This window comes from Alistipes sp. ZOR0009, assembly GCF_000798815.1.
Lineage (GTDB): Bacteria > Bacteroidota > Bacteroidia > Bacteroidales > ZOR0009 > Acetobacteroides.
Map to the genome: position 1 here is coordinate 48,943 of NZ_JTLD01000119.1, position 20,058 is coordinate 69,000.

The 20,058-nt window shown below is 47.3% G+C and carries 14 protein-coding genes; 11 read left to right on the forward strand and 3 right to left on the reverse strand.

Translation table 11 applies throughout. The annotated features are described in order from the left end of the window. The 4 genes from L990_RS17400 to L990_RS17415 all read left to right on the forward strand — a co-directional run bounded on the left by L990_RS17400 (position 1) and on the right by L990_RS17415 (position 6,309). Positions 1 to 2,463 carry a bifunctional UDP-N-acetylmuramoyl-tripeptide:D-alanyl-D-alanine ligase/alanine racemase gene (locus L990_RS17400; RefSeq protein ID WP_047452079.1) on the forward strand — a complete coding sequence of 821 codons (2,463 nt, stop codon included), beginning with the start codon at positions 1 to 3 and terminating at the stop codon, positions 2,461 to 2,463. Positions 2,464 to 3,070: 607 nt separating this feature from the next. Beyond that, the gene (locus tag L990_RS17405; RefSeq protein ID WP_047452080.1) at positions 3,071 to 3,811 is read left to right on the forward strand and encodes a DUF6261 family protein; all 741 of its coding nucleotides are present in this window, start codon (positions 3,071 to 3,073) and stop codon (positions 3,809 to 3,811) included. Between the two features lie 118 nt (positions 3,812 to 3,929). Then, positions 3,930 to 4,484, forward strand: a complete 555-nt coding sequence (locus L990_RS19500) for a type II toxin-antitoxin system antitoxin SocA domain-containing protein (RefSeq protein WP_052181123.1) — start codon at positions 3,930 to 3,932, stop codon at positions 4,482 to 4,484. Further along, on the forward strand, positions 4,471 to 6,309 hold the full coding sequence (locus tag L990_RS17415) for a hypothetical protein (RefSeq protein ID WP_047452082.1): 1,839 nt from the start codon (positions 4,471 to 4,473) through the stop codon (positions 6,307 to 6,309). Before L990_RS19500 ends, L990_RS17415 begins: the two co-directional genes overlap by 14 nt. 433 nt (positions 6,310 to 6,742) lie before the next feature. Here L990_RS17415 and ispE read toward each other — a convergent pair whose 3' ends face one another. After that, the gene (gene ispE / locus L990_RS17420; RefSeq protein WP_047452330.1) at positions 6,743 to 7,549 is read right to left on the reverse strand and encodes a 4-(cytidine 5'-diphospho)-2-C-methyl-D-erythritol kinase; all 807 of its coding nucleotides are present in this window, start codon (positions 7,547 to 7,549) and stop codon (positions 6,743 to 6,745) included. Between the two features lie 414 nt (positions 7,550 to 7,963). Here ispE and cmk point away from each other — a divergent pair, with 414 nt between their 5' ends. The 5 genes from cmk (at position 7,964) to priA (ending at position 15,241) form a co-directional block, all read left to right on the forward strand. Continuing rightward, entirely contained in the window at positions 7,964 to 8,662 is a 699-nt protein-coding gene (gene cmk, locus L990_RS17425; protein ID WP_047452084.1) for a (d)CMP kinase, read from the forward strand. Positions 8,663 to 8,665: 3 nt separating this feature from the next. Further along, entirely contained in the window at positions 8,666 to 9,541 is an 876-nt protein-coding gene (locus tag L990_RS17430) for a 4-hydroxy-3-methylbut-2-enyl diphosphate reductase (protein WP_047452086.1), read from the forward strand. A gap of 6 nt (positions 9,542 to 9,547) precedes the next feature. Beyond that, complete coding sequence (gene pfkA, locus L990_RS17435) at positions 9,548 to 10,537, forward strand: 6-phosphofructokinase (protein ID WP_047452087.1); 990 nt, start codon at positions 9,548 to 9,550, stop codon at positions 10,535 to 10,537. 201 nt (positions 10,538 to 10,738) lie between these two features. Next, the gene (locus L990_RS17440) at positions 10,739 to 12,625 is read left to right on the forward strand and encodes a beta-N-acetylhexosaminidase (protein WP_052181124.1); all 1,887 of its coding nucleotides are present in this window, start codon (positions 10,739 to 10,741) and stop codon (positions 12,623 to 12,625) included. A 138-nt stretch (positions 12,626 to 12,763) separates the two neighbouring features. Beyond that, on the forward strand, positions 12,764 to 15,241 hold the full coding sequence (gene priA / locus L990_RS17445; RefSeq protein ID WP_047452089.1) for a primosomal protein N': 2,478 nt from the start codon (positions 12,764 to 12,766) through the stop codon (positions 15,239 to 15,241). A gap of 63 nt (positions 15,242 to 15,304) precedes the next feature. Here the strand turns inward: priA and L990_RS17450 are convergent, their stop codons facing one another. Both L990_RS17450 and L990_RS17455 read right to left on the reverse strand, forming a co-directional pair. After that, entirely contained in the window at positions 15,305 to 15,799 is a 495-nt protein-coding gene (locus tag L990_RS17450; RefSeq protein WP_047452091.1) for a hypothetical protein, read from the reverse strand. Next, the gene (locus L990_RS17455; RefSeq protein ID WP_047452094.1) at positions 15,799 to 17,079 is read right to left on the reverse strand and encodes an AAA family ATPase; all 1,281 of its coding nucleotides are present in this window, start codon (positions 17,077 to 17,079) and stop codon (positions 15,799 to 15,801) included. The genes L990_RS17450 and L990_RS17455 overlap by 1 nt, the downstream gene beginning before the upstream one ends. Positions 17,080 to 17,778: 699 nt before the next feature. On the opposite strand from L990_RS17455, the gene L990_RS17460 reads away from it, so the two are divergent. Both L990_RS17460 and L990_RS17465 read left to right on the forward strand, forming a co-directional pair. Beyond that, a complete protein-coding gene (locus L990_RS17460; protein WP_052181125.1) occupies positions 17,779 to 19,128 on the forward strand; it encodes a metallophosphoesterase family protein in 1,350 nt (449 codons plus the stop codon). A 162-nt stretch (positions 19,129 to 19,290) separates the two neighbouring features. Then, positions 19,291 to 20,019 carry an SH3 domain-containing protein gene (locus tag L990_RS17465; protein ID WP_047452096.1) on the forward strand — a complete coding sequence of 243 codons (729 nt, stop codon included), beginning with the start codon at positions 19,291 to 19,293 and terminating at the stop codon, positions 20,017 to 20,019. The last annotated feature ends 39 nt before the right edge of the window (positions 20,020 to 20,058 follow it).

The following is a 20,058-nucleotide window of genomic DNA, read 5'->3' on the forward strand; positions in this document are numbered from 1 at the left end:
ATGTCTACCTACACACTTAAGGATATTGCCCTTGCCACTGGCGGCAAGCTTGTGGGCGATGCAAATGCAGCCGTATCGCATCTGCTTATCGACAGCAGAGGTGGCATTCCGCCTAAGATGTCCATCTTTTTTGCCATCCAAGGCGCCCACCACGACGGGCATAAGTTTATCGAGGAGCTGTACCATAAGGGCCTCCGAAACTTTGTAGCGGTACAGTCGGCGCTGCCCAACGTAAAGGCTTTACCAGAGGCCAACTTCATATTTGTTGACGACACGCTGGACGCACTGCAGTCGCTGGCCACCTTCCACCGCCGCCGCTTCAGCTACCCCGTAGTTGCCATTACCGGCAGCAACGGCAAGACCATCGTTAAGGAGTGGGCATCGCAGATGATGCACGGAGAGAAGAAGGTAGTCCGCAGCCCGCGCAGCTACAACTCGCAGGTGGGTGTTCCGCTCTCCATCTGGCTGATGGGCCCCGAAAACGATGTGGCCATATTCGAAGCCGGCATTTCCAAACCCTCAGAGATGCATCGGCTCGAGCGCATGCTCCTCCCCGATATCGGCATCATCACCAACATCGGTGCTGCGCATCAGGAAAACTTCAACACGGTAAAAGACAAGCTGCAGGAAAAGCTCGAGCTCTTTAGGCACTGCAGCGTAATCATCTACCAGCAAGACCAGAAGATAGTAGACGAAGAAATTCGCAACATACCAACCAAGGGAAAGCAGCTGTTTACATGGGGAACCTCCGAAACGGCTACCCTTCGCATCCTCAGCCAGGAGGAGGGGCTACAAACAAAGCTAACCCTCCTTTTTGCGGCCGAACAGTTCGACGTGGTAGTTCCATTTGCCGACGACGCCTCCATCGAAAATGCGATGCACACCATCTCGCTGATGCTGGTGCTGGGCTTCACCGCCGACTTTATTGCCGAACGCATCCACAAGCTAATACCGGTGGCCATGCGCCTCGAGCAGAAGGAGGGCATCAACGGATCGACCATCATTAACGACAGCTACAACTCCGACATCAGCTCGCTAACCATCGCCCTTAACCTGCTTAACAACCAGAAATTCGACAAGCGAACCCTCATCCTTTCCGACATCTTCCAAAGCGGAAAGCGCAACGAGGAGCTCTACGCCGAGGTGGCTGCACTGGTAAAAGAGAAGCGGATAAACCGGATAATCGGCATCGGATCGGCCATAAGCGCCAACGCCGACAAGTTCGAGGAGGTAGAAAAGCGCTTCTACTCCAGCACCGACGACTTCCTGCACTCGTACCACAAGGAAGATTTTGCCAACGAGGCCATCCTGCTAAAGGGGAGCCGCAGCTTTCAGTTCGAGCGCATATCGCGCCAGCTCGAAAGGCAAATCCACCAAACGGTACTGGAGATAAATCTCAACGCCCTTATCCATAACCTCAACCACTTTAGGTCGGTTGTAAAGCCCACCACCAAAATGGTGGCCATGGTTAAGGCCTTCTCCTACGGCAGCGGATTCTACGAAATTGCCAGCATCCTTCAGTACCATCGGGTAGACTACCTGGCCGTTGCCTTTGCCGACGAGGGGGTGGAGCTCCGCGAGGCTGGCATCACCATGCCCATCATCGTGCTGAATGCCGAACCCGGGTCGTTCGACCTGATGATAAACTACAACCTCGAACCCGAGATATACAGCCACACCGCCCTGCGCCGCTTCAGCGAATCGGCCATCAAGGCTGGCGTTACCGACTACCCCATCCACGTTAAGCTCGATACGGGCATGCACCGCCTAGGGTTTATAGAGATGGATTTGCCGCTGCTGATTGCCCACCTTAAAAGCGACGAGCGACTAAAGGTTTCGAGCATCTTCTCGCACCTTGCCGCCAGCGACGAGCTGGTGCACGACGACTTTACCAAAGGGCAAATCGACCTATTTGCCCGCCTATCTAGCCGCATAACCGACGAGCTGGGGTACGCCATCAACCGCCACATCCTCAACTCGGCCGGAATCGAACGCTTCCCCGAAGCCGAGTTTGACATGGTACGCTTGGGGATTGGTCTCTACGGCATTAGCGCTGTAGACACCTCGAAGCTGGAGGTGGTAAGCACCCTGCGCTCTACCATCGTTCAGATAAAAGACATCCCAGCCAACGAGTCGGTTGGGTACGGGCGTAAGGGCTGGGTAAACGAGCCCAAGCGCACCGCCACCATCCCTATTGGCTACGCCGACGGCCTAAACCGAAAGCTAAGCAACGGGGTTGGCAAGATACTGGTTAAAGGGCAGCTCGCCCCCATAATCGGAAACATCTGCATGGATACCTGCATGATTGACGTAACCGGCATTGACGTAAAAGAGGGCGACGAGGTTACCATTTTTGGACAAAATCCGACCATCACCGACATTGCCAGCTGGATAGGCACCATACCGTACGAGATACTTACCAGCATTTCGCGGCGGGTTAAGAGAATATACATTCAGGAATAAGGCAGCCGAGGGCTTACAGCTCGGCAAAAAATATTGAAAAGGAGACAAGCGGTTATGGCTAGCCGCTTGTCTCCTTTTCCACCTCACCCACCAGCCCCATGGGCTACCGCTCCACGCGGATTTTTGTATCGATGTAAAATTACAAGGCCTATACACCACGCGTTTTGGCTGCTTACAGACGCTCATAACGTCTGCAACAAGCATTAAATCCTACATGCACGGCGGCTAACGTCTAAAAGGGGCGTTTTGTACCTGCTGCTGGTATTCTATATCAGCAGGTAGTAGTTTTTTCCTTCCTGCAGTACTGCAGCAGGGTAAAATGAAAGGTTGTCCCTTCCGGCAGTATTGCGGCTCCATAAAGTGGCCGTTTTTCGTCTCCTGCAGCCTTGCAGCGCCTAGATGCTGATCTTTTTTTGTATTCCCCAACAAGAATATTGTATTAGCTTAAGTTTTTTCTTCTACGGCATGTGTGCAGGCGCTTTGCAAGTGTTTCTTGAGCTAACTAGCATGTATGTAGCGAATAAGTAAAAATAAATACATGCCATTTTATTTGGCGAATAAAAAATGTTGTTAAATTTATAGCCAGTATTACTCAAAATTCTAATGTATGAAAACAGTTAATTTCACAACAAATCCAGCTTATCAGCTCTCGAATGTACAATACTCCCAGTTTATGCGCGATATGCTGCACCACCTAGGGCTTATCAACAAGGCGGAGATGACTGACGAGGAGCTAAACCAGCTTATTGCTACGCTAACTACCCTGCTGGGCGATTTTGACAAGGTGATGAAGATAATTTCGAAGAGCATCCTAACCAACGATGTTGAGGAGCTCGATGCGGTACGAGATGTAAGCGTCCGGGCGTTGCGGCAGGCGGTAAAAACGGAGCTGCTATCGGCTGATCCTGCGGTGCTGCAGGCTGCCCGTTCGGTGGAGATTCTGATGGCCTCCTACGGTGCCATTGCTCGGCTGTTAGTGGAGGAGGAGACGCGCGCTATCGATTCCGTAGTTACCCAGCTCGAAAGCGCCAAGTACCAACCGTTGGTGCAGCTGCTGGGCATTGGTAGCAAGGTGGTCCGTCTAAAAACCGACAACGAGGCGTTTAAAGCAAAGTATTCCGAGCGTACCGAGGAGTATATTGCCAAGAATGCCTCCAACAACCGCGAGCTGCGGCTTAAGATGGGCGAAACCTACAAGCTACTTTGCGACTATGTTTTAACAATGGCTCGTCTCGAAAAGGGGGCGTTGTACGACAAGGTGGTAAGCACCATTAACACCATCCGCACGCAGTACAACGCGCAGGTAGGCCGTTCGGGCGAGAGAAAGGCTGGGGAGGAGAAGAGCTAGATATACATATCGCTACTCACTTAATTTGAGAACCAAAGATCTTTTATTAGAAAAACTACAACAAAAACTACAACATGTTTGTTTTTGTTGTAGTTTTGAACACTCTCACAATTAGATTATGACAAGTATAGACATCAAAAAAGACTGTTTTGAATATTCTATTGACAAATTTATAGACTGGTACAAGGAGATAAACCCAGAAAAACCAGAGGGTTGGAAAACAGACTTTACTAAGTTAAAACTTATCAAACTTAACTTCTTCCTTTCAGCAGTCAATGCAAAAGAAGACAGCGATGGTCTATTAAATATTTTTGACAACTACTTTGCTATGCCTTATGGGCATGTTGAGAGTGATGTATATAGCTCTATCGCTGATTTAACTAGATATAATATTGGCAATACAGGAACGGATTTAAAACCTGGTGCTAATGTTACTTTCAATACAATAGAACATCAAGAAGAAATTGACAGAGCAATTGAATCTTTAAAAAGAGAGAATAAAGATTTGATCAACTATGGTGCTTTTAAACTGGTAGAACTTAGCCACCAATGGTATTCTTGGATTAACATGTTCAATCTTGCGAAGATGCGAGGTGATAAAAGTATCGCAATTCCCAGTAGCCTAATCAAAAATGAATCTAAAATTTTCAAATTAGAATATGCCTCTTTTTAGCGATATTGAAAAATGCATTCATGAGTTTGTTGAATTAGAATGGTTTTTGGCTGAAGGGATTGATGATAAAGAGTCACATCAGGTTGTATTTCTCAACGATAATTCAAAAAAACTATTCGAAGGAATTGTAAAAATTGTAATATCTGGAGATTATTTTAAGATTAAAAATATCAACATACGTCTCGACAATATAATCAATAAACTTGGAAACGAATTTAAAATTGAAGCAAAAATTGACGATCAAAACGATTATTTTAACATATTCAGCATTGCGCAAACTTATAGTAATTGGTTGTTAAACTTTAGGGCTTTTCATGCCAAAATAATCAATCAACTTACAGACTCAACTCTTGACTGGTCCATTGATTTATACATACAGGTTGATGACGAAAACAACTTAATACCAACAATAAATAGGTACACATTATTTCTTAATTATATTATCAAATTATTTAATATTGATTTTTTCCTTTCTGAAAATGTTAATCAAATTAAAGATTTATTTGAAATAAGAGACAGACTTAAAGATTCTAGTTTCAATGTAAGAATAAACACTATAGATTTACGTCAAATATTAATTGAAAAATGCAATCTATTGCTATTAAAAATTGAAAGATCAAAATCAAAAAAATACAAATATTTACTAAACGGAATTGAATACAATCAACATAAAGAAGGCCAACTATTCGAGAAGTATAGAATTGATCTAAGGGAAAAAGGAAATATTGAAAAGTTAAATTCCAGCACTTCACTAAAGGATGTTGATGATTGGCAACTTATGGATTATTATGTCAGCATGAAATTTGTCAAGGATGAATCTTCCTCTATACAAGACAGTGATTTGCTTCTTGAAAGATATGCAAATTCATTTAAACCAGACAACATGTTTGACAGATGGGCACATAACATTTCTTATGTTTATTTGTATAATAATATTTTATCATTAAAACTTAAAGACAAAGTCGCAACTTATGAAGAATTACGTAAAACATATAGCAAGACTCTTGCATTACAATCAAAAAAATCAATCAAGAATTACTTCCCATTTTTAAAAATATCGGAATGCATAAATCATATAATTAAAAATAGAATAAGTTCGTTAACAGAAATTGAACTGAGAGATTATCTGTTGTTATTACAAGAATCCAATGAAAAACTGACTGAAAATTTTGAATGGAGTAAAAATCATTTAAAACGTTCCTTTCAACCTTTCTTTTCTGAGTGCTCTACTAGTTTTGGGGAAATCAGTATTTTCACAGCCTCCGCATATATTTTACCAATAGACTACACAACCGTAGAAGAACAAATTCGTAAAGTTAAAGAAGAAAGCGCATTATCTCGTGGTTTTGTAGATACACTTAAATTGAATAGCAGATTAATTGAGCATACTGCAGATAAAAACATAGAGAAACTTCAAGTTGAAAATAGAGAACTATTAAAAAAAAATGTGGAAGTCCTATCTATCTTTGCAGCAATCGTTTTATTTGTTGTAGGTAATATCCAATTATTTGCTCAACTGACTTCGCTAAAATCAGCACTGCTATTCATTCTTGTTTTTGCTTATATTATTTCAATGTTTGTATTGCTAATTAGACTTACTACAAGAAATTACCCAAACATCAAACAGTCATTATCTATCAAAGACATATTGAACTTCAATCTATTTGAATCACTACATTTTGGAATTATGTTTATTGCTACAATTGCAATACTAATGATGCTAAAATGTTCAGATGACATTGATTTAGCCAAAAAAGATTCTAATGATAAAAATGGAGAAAAAGTATTGATAGATATAAAAAGCGCAACAACTAATCAACATTAAGAACCTCCCCCCTATATCGGATCAACATCCACGCTAACGCTCATACCCTTATACTGGGGTTGACACTTCACCTCGTAGATCGCGTTCAGATGCTCCTTTACCTTAACTTACCTACCAGTTTCTGGCTAAAAGCGGCTATGGAGAGCGAAAAAGGGAGGCCCGAAGAAGTTCTTTAAAGACGTATTGGCCTACTTGCGGCCTGCTACTGGCCGCTTTTGAGGATTTTCTTGCGATAAGGAGGTAACCACGACCAGCACCATTCGCGCTTGGTATGCCGCGCAAGTGTGCGTAGATACCGCCACTCGTGCTTCTGGAGGATACGGTAGAAGCAAAACCCTCCAGCCATAAAGTTGGTGGTTCAGCAGACTTAGATTACCTGGTACTAGAGATTGAGGAGACGCGGAATCCGCGTCTCAATGCCATTCGAGCCGAGCTACAGCTCCGCTTTAAAAACCGTACATCCAGCCATCTCGAAGGAAACATCCGACCTGAATATGCCAAAGATAGTGGAGCCACTACCCGACATGGCGGCATATGCGGCCCCCCGATCGTAAAGCTGCTGCTTGATATCGGCCAGCAACGGATACTTCTCGAATAGGTGCGGCTCAAAATCGTTGAGCAGCGTGCCCCTCCACGTCTCAATTGGCTGGGCAACCGTCTCCGCAATGGAGGCTGATGGTTTTTTGGGTTGGATACCGGCAAACGCCTCGGGCGTACTAATGCCAAACGATGGCTTTACCAGCACAATCGTATAGCCCTTTAACGAAAAATCGACGGGAGAAAGAACTTCTCCACGCCCGGTGGCCAGCATCGGACGGTTGTAGATGAAAAAAGGGCAATCGCTTCCGAGCGTGGCGGCGTATTCGGCCAGCCGCACCTCCGACAGGCCCAGCTTGTAAAGATGGTTGAGCATTACCAGCATCTGCGCGGCATCAGCAGATCCTCCACCAAGCCCCGCACCAAAAGGGATTGCCTTGTGCAGGTAAATATCCAGGTTGGGCAGGCTGAACTCCCGCTGCAGCAAACGGTAGGCGCGCATCACCAGGTTCTTCTCAGGCTCCACATCTACCACCAGCCCAGATCCCGTAAAGGTAGCCTCCTCCCCGTTGGCCGGAACAGCCTCAAGCGCATCGCGCCACGGAACGGGGTAAAATAGCGTTTCGAGGTTATGGAATCCATCGGGACGTTTCTCGGTTACATACAGTCCAAGGTTTATCTTGGCGTTAGGAAATACAACCATTGCTGCTTTTTTAGAATTAGGGATGCCCAAACATCAGCACAAATATAGCAATTGCCCTGCATTCCGATTCCCGGAACATGCAGCATTGGCCTGTAAAGCCTCCAGCTTACCTTCACAATAGTAGCGTCTTGCCAGCAGCATTGGCCACCTTGGGGCGGCCATCAGCCCTAATGCAACGGGCAGCAGCGCGCAGCACATCCGCCACACCACCAGTAGGATAAAAACAGCTTCTAAAAAATAGCTTTCGCCCCTCCATTTTTATAATCGTTAAAAAACGGCGGGATGATTTACCCTTTTTATTGCTAATTTTGCATGTTGAACACCATTGAACAGGCCGACCTTTCTCGGTTAAGATGGCCAACTGCGGGTAACATACGACCGCCAACCATGTAATTCGTATGAAATAGATAATAAATGAGCAATAGACAGGTTGTAATCGCTATCGACGGTTACTCATCGTGCGGCAAAAGCACATTCGCAAAAGCAATAGCGAAAAAGTTGGGATATGCCTACATCGATAGCGGCGCAATGTACAGAGCAACCACCCTATACGGGCTACAGAATGGCGCATTTGATGCTGAAGGAACGCTGAACAGCACAAAGCTAATACAAGCATTACCACAAATAACCATAACCTTTAAGTTTAACAACGAAAAAAGTCGCAACGAAACCTACCTAAACGGCACCTGCGTGGAAGACGAAATACGCACCATTGCCATTGCCGACAAGGTGAGCCGTGTGGCCGAGATTGCCGAAGTACGCGAACAGATGGTTCTGCTTCAGCAGCAGATGGGCCAGGAAAAAGGCATTGTTATGGATGGTAGAGATATTGGTACCGTAGTATTCCCCGATGCCGAGTTTAAGATATTCATGACCGCCGACCCGGCTATCCGCGCGCAGCGCCGCTACGACGAGCTAAAGGCAAAAGGCGAAACGGTAGACATCAAGGAGGTGGAGGAAAACATCCGCAAGCGCGACTACATCGACGAGAACCGCGAGGTAAGCCCTCTACGCAAAGCCGACGATGCGCTGGTGCTAGACAACAGCCATATCACCGTAGAGCAGCAAATGAAATGGGTGGAAGAGCATTTAAATCGAATTTTAGAAAAGTAGCAAATGGTAGTAACGGTTGATGACAAGTCGGGATTTTGCTTTGGAGTTACCAACGCTATTGGTAAGGCCGAGGAAATTCTCGCATCCGAAAGCGAGCTGTACTGCCTAGGCGAAATTGTCCACAACGACGTGGAGGTAAGCCGGCTTGCCGATAAAGGGCTTGTAACCATCGACCACAACCTGCTAAAAAATATCAACAATCGTAAGGTGCTCATCCGTGCTCACGGAGAACCTCCTACTACCTACCAGCAAGCCAAAGCCAACGGGCTGGAGATCATAGACGCCTCCTGCCCCGTGGTGCTTAAGCTGCAGGAGCGTATCCGCAAAAGCTACGCTACGGCCCTGCAAAACGGAGGGCAAATTGTAATCTACGGAAAGAAAGGCCACGCAGAGGTTAACGGCCTTGTTGGACAAACAGAAAATAGCGCCATCGTTGTAGAGAGCATCAACGATATCGACGCTATTGACTTTGGGAAGCCAATATGCCTATATTCGCAAACAACAAAGAGCATCGAGGGCTTTAAGGCACTCAAGGCCGAAATTGAACGGCGCATTGCCGAAACAGGCAGCGATCTTTCCACGTTTGAATCGCACGACACCATCTGCCGGCAGGTTGCCAACCGCCAACCTCAGCTGATGCAGTTTGCCAAGACAAACGACGTCATCATCTTTGTAAGCGGGAAGAAGAGCTCGAACGGCAAGGTGCTTTACGAGGTATGCCGATCGCAAAACGAGCAAACCTACATGGTGGAAGACGAAAGCGAAATTGAGAGCAGCTGGTTTAACCAAGCACAAAGCGTGGGTATTTGTGGAGCAACATCAACCCCGCGCTGGCTAATGGAGAGAGTTGCCCAGCATATAAGAGAAATCAAACTATAACATCATATGGCAAAAATTAAAAAACTCGCAGTTCTTACTTCAGGAGGCGACGCCCCAGGAATGAACGTAGCTATTCGTGCGGTTGTTCGCACTGCCATCTATAACGGACTAGAAGTTGTTGGCGTAAAAGAGGGATACTCTGGAATGATCAACAACGATTTTATCCCAATGGCGTCAAAAAATGTGAGCGACATCATATCTAAGGGTGGAACAATTCTTAAGACTGCTCGATGCGAAGAGTTTCGTACCAAAGAAGGCCGCCAGATAGCTTACGACAACGCCAAGGCACAAGGCATCGACGCGCTTGTGGTTATCGGTGGTGATGGTAGCTTTCAAGGAGCAAAGCTTTTCTCTGAAGAATTTGACATTCCTACTGTAGGTATCCCAGGAACTATCGACAACGACCTATTCGGAACCGACTCTACCATTGGATACGACACGGCACTAAACACCGTTATCGATGCTATTGATAAAATTCGCGACACAGCAACATCGCACAAGCGTATGTTCTTTGTGGAGGTAATGGGTCGTGATGCTGGCTTCCTTGCACTACGTAGCGGTATCGGATCTGGCGCAGAGGCTATCCTTATTCCAGAAGTCCACACCCCATACGAAAAACTAAAAACCTACCTTAACGACAAAACCAAAGGACACAAAAGCAGCTCTATCGTAATTGTTGCCGAAGGTGCCGAAGGTATGAAGGAAGGTGGCGTATTTAAGCTTGCCGAGCGCGTTAAGGCCGACTACCCAGAGCTGGATATTCGCGTATCTGTTCTTGGCCATATGCAACGTGGAGGCGCCCCCTCTGCATTCGACCGCGTACTTGCTAGCCAGCTAGGCCGTGCTGCTGTAGAAGCACTTCTTGATGCGCAGCAATCTATCATGGTGGGAATTCAGAACAACAAAGTTACCCACGTTCCCTTCAATCAAGCCATCAAAAACAAGAAGAGCGTCAACTTAGATCTTCTAGCGCTGTCGGAGATCCTATCTATCTAGCATTTGCTTACATACCATACATGTTGAGCCAGGGAATCCCTGGCTTTTCTGCTTTATAAAAGGCAGCAGTGCAAAGCTTCGCCCTAAATCTGCCCATATTTGCCCAATTAATGCAAATCGTGCTTTACAACCAGCTCCGGTAAGTCCCTTTTTACTATTTTAGGCAGCAAATAAATCATTACTAATCAAACCTCATCACCAATGAAAAAAATGCTACTTGCAATGGCCCTCATAGGAACAGTACTGCAAGGCTCGGCGCAGGCTAGTTCGGAGTCGAATATCGACCCAAAAATTCAGGCACTAGGACTTATCCCGCTGCCAACAAGCGTAAATGTAAAAGAAGGTAAACTTGCCTTATCGCATAAAGTAACCATCGCAGCCTCATCGAAGGATGAAAAGAACGTAAGCTCATTCATCACCAGCTTTCTTAAGGGAAAAGGCGTTGCGGCTACCAACACCTCAAAAAAAGGAACCATCACCCTTAAAATAAACAAGACTGCCGATAGCCGATTCGGAAACGAAGGCTACGCGCTAACGGTAACCGGAGCTGGCGTAACCATCACCGCAAACGCAGGTGCAGGTCTTTTCTACGGAGCGCAAACCTTTATGCAGCTATTTCCTGTAGGACAATCGGCCACCATTCCTCAGCTCGAAATCGTGGATAATCCAACATTCAAGTGGAGAGGTATGATGCTTGACGTAGCACGCCACATGATGCCCGTTGAGTTCATCAAGCAGTACATCGACATGCTTGCCCAGTATAAGATAAACACCTTCCACTGGCATCTTACCGACGACCAAGGATGGCGCATCGAAATAAAGAAGTACCCTAAGCTAACCCAAATATCATCAAAAAGAAAAGGAACGCTTGTGGGCTGGTATGGCGACTACCCCAGCATGAACGACTTCAAGTTTGATGGCAAAGAGTATGGCGGTTACTACACCCAAGAGCAGGTAAAGGAAATTGTTGCCTATGCCGCCAAACGCTACATCACCGTTGTTCCCGAAATTGAAATGCCAGGACACTCGGTTTGCGTACTTGCCGCCTACCCAGAACTCGCCTGCAAGCCGGGCAACTACGAGGTGGCAACCTACTGGGGTGTATTCGACGATATTGTTTGCCCAACAGAGCAAACCATAAACTTCTTCCAGGATGTGCTTACCGAAGTAATTGGCCTATTCCCCAGCACCTACATCCATATTGGTGGCGACGAAGCCCCAAAAACGGTTTGGAAGCAAAGTCAGTATGTGCAGGATCTTATGAAAAAAGAAGGAATTGACGATGTTGAAAAGGTACAAGGTTGGTTCAACCGCCGTATCGAAGATTTCCTAAAGAAGCACAACCGAAAGCTTATTGGTTGGGACGAAATTCTTGAAGGAGGGATCTCTGAAAGCGCAACTATTATGTCGTGGAGAGGCGAGAAAGGAGGCATCGAGGCTGCTAACCACGGTAACGATGTGGTTATGTCGCCATCTAGCCAAGCCATGTACTTCGACCATGCACAAGGCAAAGTTGAATATGAACCTAAGAATATTGGACGCCGCGAAGGAAATGCAACGCTTTACAGGGTGTACAGCTACAACCCAATACCTGCCGAGATTGATGCAGAAAAGCGCAAGCACATCATCGGCGTTCAGGCAAACATCTGGACCGAGTACATCAAAACACCCGAAGCAACCAACTACGTAACCTATCCACGCATATTTGCCCTTTCTGAAACACTTTGGAAACCCGCTGATAGCAAAAGTTGGAATGGATTTACCGGCAGAATGGCAAAACACTTTAGCAAGCTAGACGCACTAAAGCTCACCTACCGCATTCCAGAACCTTTTGGGCTTGAACAAATGAGCAAAACGGGTACCGAATTTACCGTTTCCCTTTCTACTCCATTCGAAGGGGCAACCATTCGCTACACAACCGATGGCAGCATGCCCAACGCCAGCTCGGCAGCCTACGCTGCTCCTGTTACCGTAAAGGCTCCTAATAACCAAAAGGTAACCTTCCGCGCAGTAACCTTCCTAAAGGATGGAAGAACCAGCGCCCCTGCAGAGGCTACCTTCAACGAGCCCGCTCCCGAAAAGAAGTAGCACAGCTATCGCATAAAATAAAATCGCCGGAGATGAATTAATCTTCGGCGATTTTTATTTTATATACCCCTCCCATGCAAATGAGCCACCCCATCTTCCTCCGAAAAAGCTACCTTTGTGCTACAACCCCTGTACGATATGGAAAGTAACCTTTTTGTTGATGTTGTTTTACCGCTAGCCCTTCCCAGGCTGCTGACCTACTCGGTTCCTAACGAGCTGGCTGCCGAAGTGCAAGTTGGCATACGTGTTGGCGTACAGCTCGGCAAAAAGAAAATTTACTCGGCCATCGTACAGCGCATACACAGCGAAAAACCAAAAGAATACGACACCAAAGATATTCTTCTGATACTCGACAAGGCACCCATCATTCTGCCACAGCAGTTCGAGATTTGGAATTGGATATCTGGCTACTACATGTGCACACTAGGCGAAGTGATGAAGGCAGCGCTTCCCTCCGGACTCAAGCTCGAGAGCGAAACCAAGATCACCGTCTCCTCCTCCGAGGAACTCGATGTTGAGGCGCTAGGCGAAACGGAAAAGACCGTACTCGCATTCATATCATCGCGCAAAAGCACCACCCTAGCAGATCTTGCCGAGCTGCTCCCAAGCTCGCGCATCCTCCCCACCATTCGCACCATGCTCGACGATAAGCTCGTGCTGCTCGACGAGGTGCTTACTGGTGGATTCAAACCCAAAAAAGAGTATTTCGTTAGGCTGCATCCATCCATCATTTCGGAGGATGACGTGAATACCGCCTTCACCAAGCTCGACCGCGCTGCGGTACAGCAGAAGGCTTTTCTAGCCTACATCTCGATGGCCAGCCCCATCGACTTTGCCAAGCCAAAGGAGATAGAGCGCAAGCTGATTATCGAGAAGGCGGAGGTGAGCGCACAGGTTATAAAGGGGCTAAAGGATAAGAATATTTTGGATGTGTACGAGCGCGAAGTTGCCCGGCTGGGCTTCGACGATGACCCATCAAAGGCCATCAACCCGCTTTCGGAAACGCAGCAGGCGGCCATGGATTCCATCGGTACCGAATTTGAGACAAAAGACGTGGTGCTGCTACACGGCGTTACCGGCTCGGGAAAAACGGAGGTGTACATCCATCTGATAAATAAAATGCTCGACGAAGGCAAACAGGTGCTATACCTGCTGCCCGAAATTGCCCTAACGGCGCAAATCATCAACCGCCTAAAAAATGTTTTTGGTTCGAAAATCGGCATATACCACTCCAAGTTTAGCGACGAGCATCGCGTGGAGACCTACCTCAACCTGCTCGATGAGGACAACCCGAACCAGTACCAGATAATACTCGGCGTGCGCTCGTCCATATTTTTGCCCTTTAAAAATTTGGGACTGATAATTGTTGATGAGGAGCACGAAAACACCTACAAGCAGTACGACCCGGCCCCACGCTACAACGCCCGCGATGTGGCCGTGATTATGGCCCATATCGCCAAGGCAAAAGTGCTTATGGGAACTGCAACTCCCGCCATCGAAACCTACTTTAACGCCAAAACAGGCAAGTATGGGCTGGTAGAGCTGGCCAACCGCTTTAACGACGTGGCGCTACCATCCATCGAGATTGTAGACATACGCCGCGCCCGTAAGCAGAAGCAGCTGCACTCGCATTTTACCGCTACGCTGCTCGACACCATTGGCGCAGCCCTCGAAAAAAAGGAGCAGGTTATCCTCTTCCAAAACCGCCGAGGCTTTGCGCCCTTCCTCGAATGCGAGGAATGCGGCTGGGTACCCGAGTGCGAGCACTGTAACGTGAGCCTTACCTACCACAAACGCAGCAACCAGCTGGTATGCCACTACTGCGGCTACTCGGTGGCGGTGTACAACACCTGCCAGGCCTGCGGATCGCCATCGATGGTTACCAAAGGCTTTGGTACAGAAAAGATAGAGGAGGAGCTACAGATATTCTTCCCCAACGCCTCCATCGAGCGCCTCGACCTCGATACGGCTCGCAACCGCAACTCGTACGAGCGCATCATCAGCGACTTTGAGGAGCGGCGAATAGATATTTTGGTGGGCACACAGATGGTAACCAAGGGGCTCGATTTCGACAACGTGTCGCTAGTGGGCGTGCTCGATGCCGACACGATGCTGCGCTTCCCCGATTTCAGAGCCTACGAGCGCAGCTACCAGCTCATATCGCAGGTTAGCGGCCGGGCGGGACGAAAGGAGAAGCAGGGCCACGTAATTGTGCAAACCTCGCAGCCCGATAGCGACGTGCTGGCCCTAGTGAAGCGCAACGACTACAACGCCCTTTACCAATGGCAGCTGGTGGAGCGCCACGAGTACCTCTACCCTCCCTTTTACCGCATCACCAAAATCACCATAAAGCATGTAGACCGCAGGCTACTCCACGAAATTTCCGAGGTGCTAGGCTACCGCCTGCGCGCAATATTCGGCGAGCGCATCCTCGGTCCCGAGGAGCCCGCCATCAACCGTATACAGAACCGCTACCTGCTCAACTTTGTGCTAAAGATGGAGCGCAACAAGCCCACCGCCAAGGTAAAGGAGCTGCTCTGGAACGCCATCTACGAGGTGCAGGGCCAGCCCCAGTACAAGGGCATGACTGTTAGCGTGGATGTTGATCCGATGTAAGATTGCTTAAACGCAGAGGCGCGGAGATACAGAGGACACAGTTATTTATTTCACCATGAACTGCTACTTCTTCAAATCGAAGAATTTATCCAGAAAAACTTCAATACAGATTGCTTCGAAAGGTGATTTAAGTTTATACAAGCGTCGTAGGTCGGCTTGTGCTTGAGAGACCATATTCTTTGGAGTAATCAGGTAGTACTTCTTTTCTATTTGAATGCAATGGCCGAGTATTTGTACCGATCCTGCAACCTTTGCATCAAGATCAGTAGTGCTAAAGTTCTTGGGCTGCTTTTTCCTAAACTTAAAGTCAGTGAGCACCATTTTCCGATTACGTTCCCTTTCATCTGCAATCCCAAATGCAATATCCATTGTAGAAAGGGTTCGTCCGCTCCGCTGAGCATTAGCAATTTCATCGAGGCTAATTACAGGTTTATTATCCTCCGTTTTTACCAACTTTTTCCCTCCTTCCTGAGATATCATGGTGTTAAGACCAATAACAACAGAAGGGTACTTTCTACATATTGGATGATCTAACGTGGTTTGTTTATGGTATAGCATTACTCTAATGTTCCGTATAGGTTTATTCTATCAAAGGCAATATTAAACGAGCCGAATATATCATCTATCTCGGTTCCCAAATGGCGGTAGGTGTAGGTGAATTCGTTCTCTTCCTTTTCTGCTAGATAGTAGTTGAGGTTGCCATCGGTTTGCTCCTTTTCGGAGATGTATTTTATGGCACTCACCATATCGGGGTTGTGGCTGGCAATAAAAAATTTTACTCCAAGTTCCTTGTTGAGCAGCACCATCAGGCGAGCATACTCTACAATCCATTGCGGGTGCAGGTGTACCTCTGGTTCGTCAATAATTAGCAGCGTTTTGTCGCTGAGGTGTCCATTCTTGTAGAGCAGCTGCAGTATGGCAAACGATTTTACGCCTGTGGCGCAGTTCAGCAAGTCGAACTCTTTCCCGTCGTTGCGCTTGTAAAGAAAACGTTCGGTAATACTATTCTCAACAACAACCTCTCCGCTTAGGATTTGGTGTTGAATTAAAGCCAAACTTCCATTGGCCGATTGGCCACGCACTTCGCTAAGCATTTCGTTAAGATCGTTCCAATGCTCATTCTTTTTTGACCTTTCAAGGCCGACCATCATTGGAGTATCTACATACACGGCTTGTCTTACCGTGCTAATGTATTCTATATCCTCTTTCTCAGTTGAAAAAATCTGAATACCGAACTCTTTTAACTCTAGATATTTTAAAGTACTGCCTACTCCAAACGAATTTTCGAATATTCTCTCAAAAAGTAGAGTGGGCCTTTTGTCTCGGATAGCATAGAAGTCTTCGAACTTTTGAACTACCAATTCCTCAACTTGCAAAAGCAAGTACTCAATACTAAGTTTAGCATCAAAAGGGTCGATTTCTACTTTAAAATTATTATTGAGAGTATGAGCAATTCTTTGCAGCAATATAGTATCGGATAAGCCGCGATTCTTTCTGTCAGCGAAATCACGTTTTAAAGCTTGAATTCTTTTGGAAATATTCGAATAATAATCTTCAAGTGTAGAATTATGCTCAATTTGAAAAGGAAACTTTTCTGCTGTATTTTTCAGGATATAGTCTAGTATGAATGTAATGCTTTCCAGCTCATTTTTTACTACTCCTACTAGGTTAAACTCATACTCATTCGCCGTTTTAAACAGGTAGTAAAGCAGCTTCGAGAGGGTACTTTTTCCGCAGCCATTTTCGCCAGCTACCACGGTGATGCCGTCAAGTATTATTTCGGCTTTTTTAATAGCCCTAAAGCCTTCAATATCTACAACAAGCTGATGATTTTTCATGGGAGTATAAATTCTACAAGCAAATATACTGATATAAACAACATGTTCATGCTTTACTTAAAACATCAATTATAGTGGCCTCATCAGCAAGTTCATTTCCTCCTGCTCCACCTTTTCACCGCTAACATCCCCAACCTAAAAGCTGCTGCAATTCTGGCTTCCGAAAAAATAGGGTAGAGACAGCTCCATGAATACGCCCCTTTTTCGCTCTCCATAGCCGCTTTTAGCCAGAAGCAGGACGTTTTAAGCGGCAAGGCCAACGCTCTTACCCCCAAAATCGGCGGTTGAACGCTCCGTTTTTAGCTTAAAAGGGAAAAAGTTCTCCCAAAAAGGGAGAAAAAGGTCGTTCTGACCGAGAAAAAAGTCGGTTTTAGACTGGCCGTTGCTGCCGCCCCCCTCAAAAAGGTCGCTTTTTTCGAGAAAATGGAAGGAAAAAACCTTGGTTTCACCGCTTTCACCCTCCTTTTTGTGGCTCGAAGCGGCGGTTAACTCCCCAAAAGCGACCTTTTTCTCGGTTAAAGTGAGGATTTTCTCACTTTTTTGGAAGATTTTCTCGGTTTTTTAGTGGCAAATCGCCCCTAGCAACTCCCTAGGCTTAACATAAGCGACATCACAACTTTAGGCAATAGTAAAGAAGGGGTAGCTTAGCCGTCATACGTTTTTTGGAGCTTTGAGGAAACCAACAAAAACCGACAAAAGATGCTTTTAAGAACGTTGAAACGATGGCTACAAGCGATAACCTGCGCAGCTGCGCTCATTTTGGCAGCCTCGTGCTCCGAGAGCAACGACGGAGCCGACGAAAATCCGCTACAAAAGATTAAGATTGCCGTAATATCCGACACGCACCTGATGGCTCCTTCGCTGCTGGTACAGGACGGCAAGGCGTTTCAAACCTACCTGGCGGGCGACCGCAAGATGCTGGTAGAAAGTGAGGCGATCATGAAGGAGGTGGTCAGCCAGCTGCTCGCCGAGAAGCCAAACATTGTGCTGGTAACGGGCGATTTAACCAAGGATGGCGAGCTGGAGTCGCACCAACTCATGGCCACCTACCTCAAGAAGCTTACCGACGCGGGCATTAAGGTGGTGGTAACTCCGGGCAACCACGATATCAACAACCCGCACGCCATGCGCTTCGACGGCGACGCCGCCACCAAGGTGGCCAGCATCAGCCCCACCGAATTCAAAAATCTCTACAACCCCTTCGGATACGGCAACACCGTGGCGCAGGATAACGCCTCGCTGAGCTACGTTACCGAACCGGTGCCCGACTTCCGCATCATCGCCATAGACGCCTGCGAGTACTACAAGAACGACGCCAGCACCTGCGTTACGGCAGGCACCATCAAACCCGAAACGCTGGCGTGGGTAAAGGCTCAGGTAGGCGAGGCGCGCGCCAAAAATAAGGAGGTGATCGCCATCATGCACCACGGGCTACTGCCGCACTACGCCTCGCAAACCACCTTCTTCCCCGAGTACGTGGTGGAGGGATGGGAAAACGCCTCCAGCCAGCTGGCTGCGGCGGGGCTTCGCGCCGTCTTTACGGGCCACTACCACGCGCAGGATATCGCGCTACGCAACAGCCTCCCCGAAGGGTTTATTTTTGATATCGAAACCGGATCGACAGTTACCTACCCATCGCCCTACCGCGTGATGGTGTACCAGAATGGGGTGCTCGACATCACCACCAAGCAGGTAGAGCAAATTAGCGCAAGCTCGCTTCAGGGCAAGCCATTCCCCGACTTTGCAAAGAATTTTCTCGAAAAGGGACTAGAGGGACAGGCCAGCTACATGCTCACCCACGCGCCCTACAACCTCCCCGCCTCAACGGCTGCTGCCATTGCGCCATCCATACGCAACGCGTTTGTGGCCCACTACAGCGGCGACGAGAACCTATCTGCCACCGAAAAGGCCACCGTGGATCAGATAATTGCAGGTGCGGGCAGCTTCGGCACCACCTTCAAGGCGCTGCTCTACGGGCTCTGGTCCGATGGCGCCCCAGCCGACAGAAATGTATCGATCAACCTAAAAACTGGCGAGTATACGCGATAAGCACACATTAAAGGATGTAAGGGGGCTTCTGCTGGGGCAACGAGGAGGGAACAAACCGCCGCGCTGCACCAACAACGCCCCCTTTACGCTGCAAAAGGGAGGTCGATTTATAAATCGCAATATTTTTGATATTTTTAGGCATCATTTAAAAATACGTTTAGCATGAAAAAATGGCTATTGATTGTTGCCGGCTTGCTGGTTGTTATTGGCGGCGTTAGCTACTGGCTACTTACAAAGGATAAGGATGTTTCGGGCGGACTTGGCATTACCGAAAAGGATGCCGTTTGCCTTACTGATGGTGTTGCCCTAAAGGATGCTCCAGGAAAAGAAGGCGCCTACGTGGGTACCATCAACTTCGGAGAGAAGCTAACCATTACCGACAAGAAGGAGATCGAAACCTCGAAGGGATCGAAAATATACTACCAGGTGGAGCTTAAGGGTGGTCAGAAAGGATGGGTAAAAGAAACGGCCATCATCGTAGCCGCCCGTCCAGCAGCCATTGCCGAAGACGCCACCGTGTACAAGCGCCCCGACCTCATTACGCAAACCACCAAGGTATTTAGCCCGCTCGACATTATTGCCGTTACCAAAAAGCAGGGCGAATTTATTGAGGTGTACGGCAAAACCAAGGATGGCAAAAAGGTAAAAGGAGGATGGATTAAGAGCAGCGCCATCTCGTTTGAGGATGTAGACGTAGCTGTAGCCATCTACGTAGCTAAAGCCAACAAGAAGGGGAGCAACGATGCCCGCTTAGCCGCACTAAAAGAGATTGTAGAAAATCCCGACTTTAGCAGCTCGCGCTTTATCGGAGAGCTAACCGCCCTAACGGCTGAGGCTGCTCCCGTACCCGAACAGGTAACCGAAGAGCCAGATACTACCATGGCCGACTAAATAAAAAAACAAAAAGAAGGCGGAGAACATTTCTCCGCC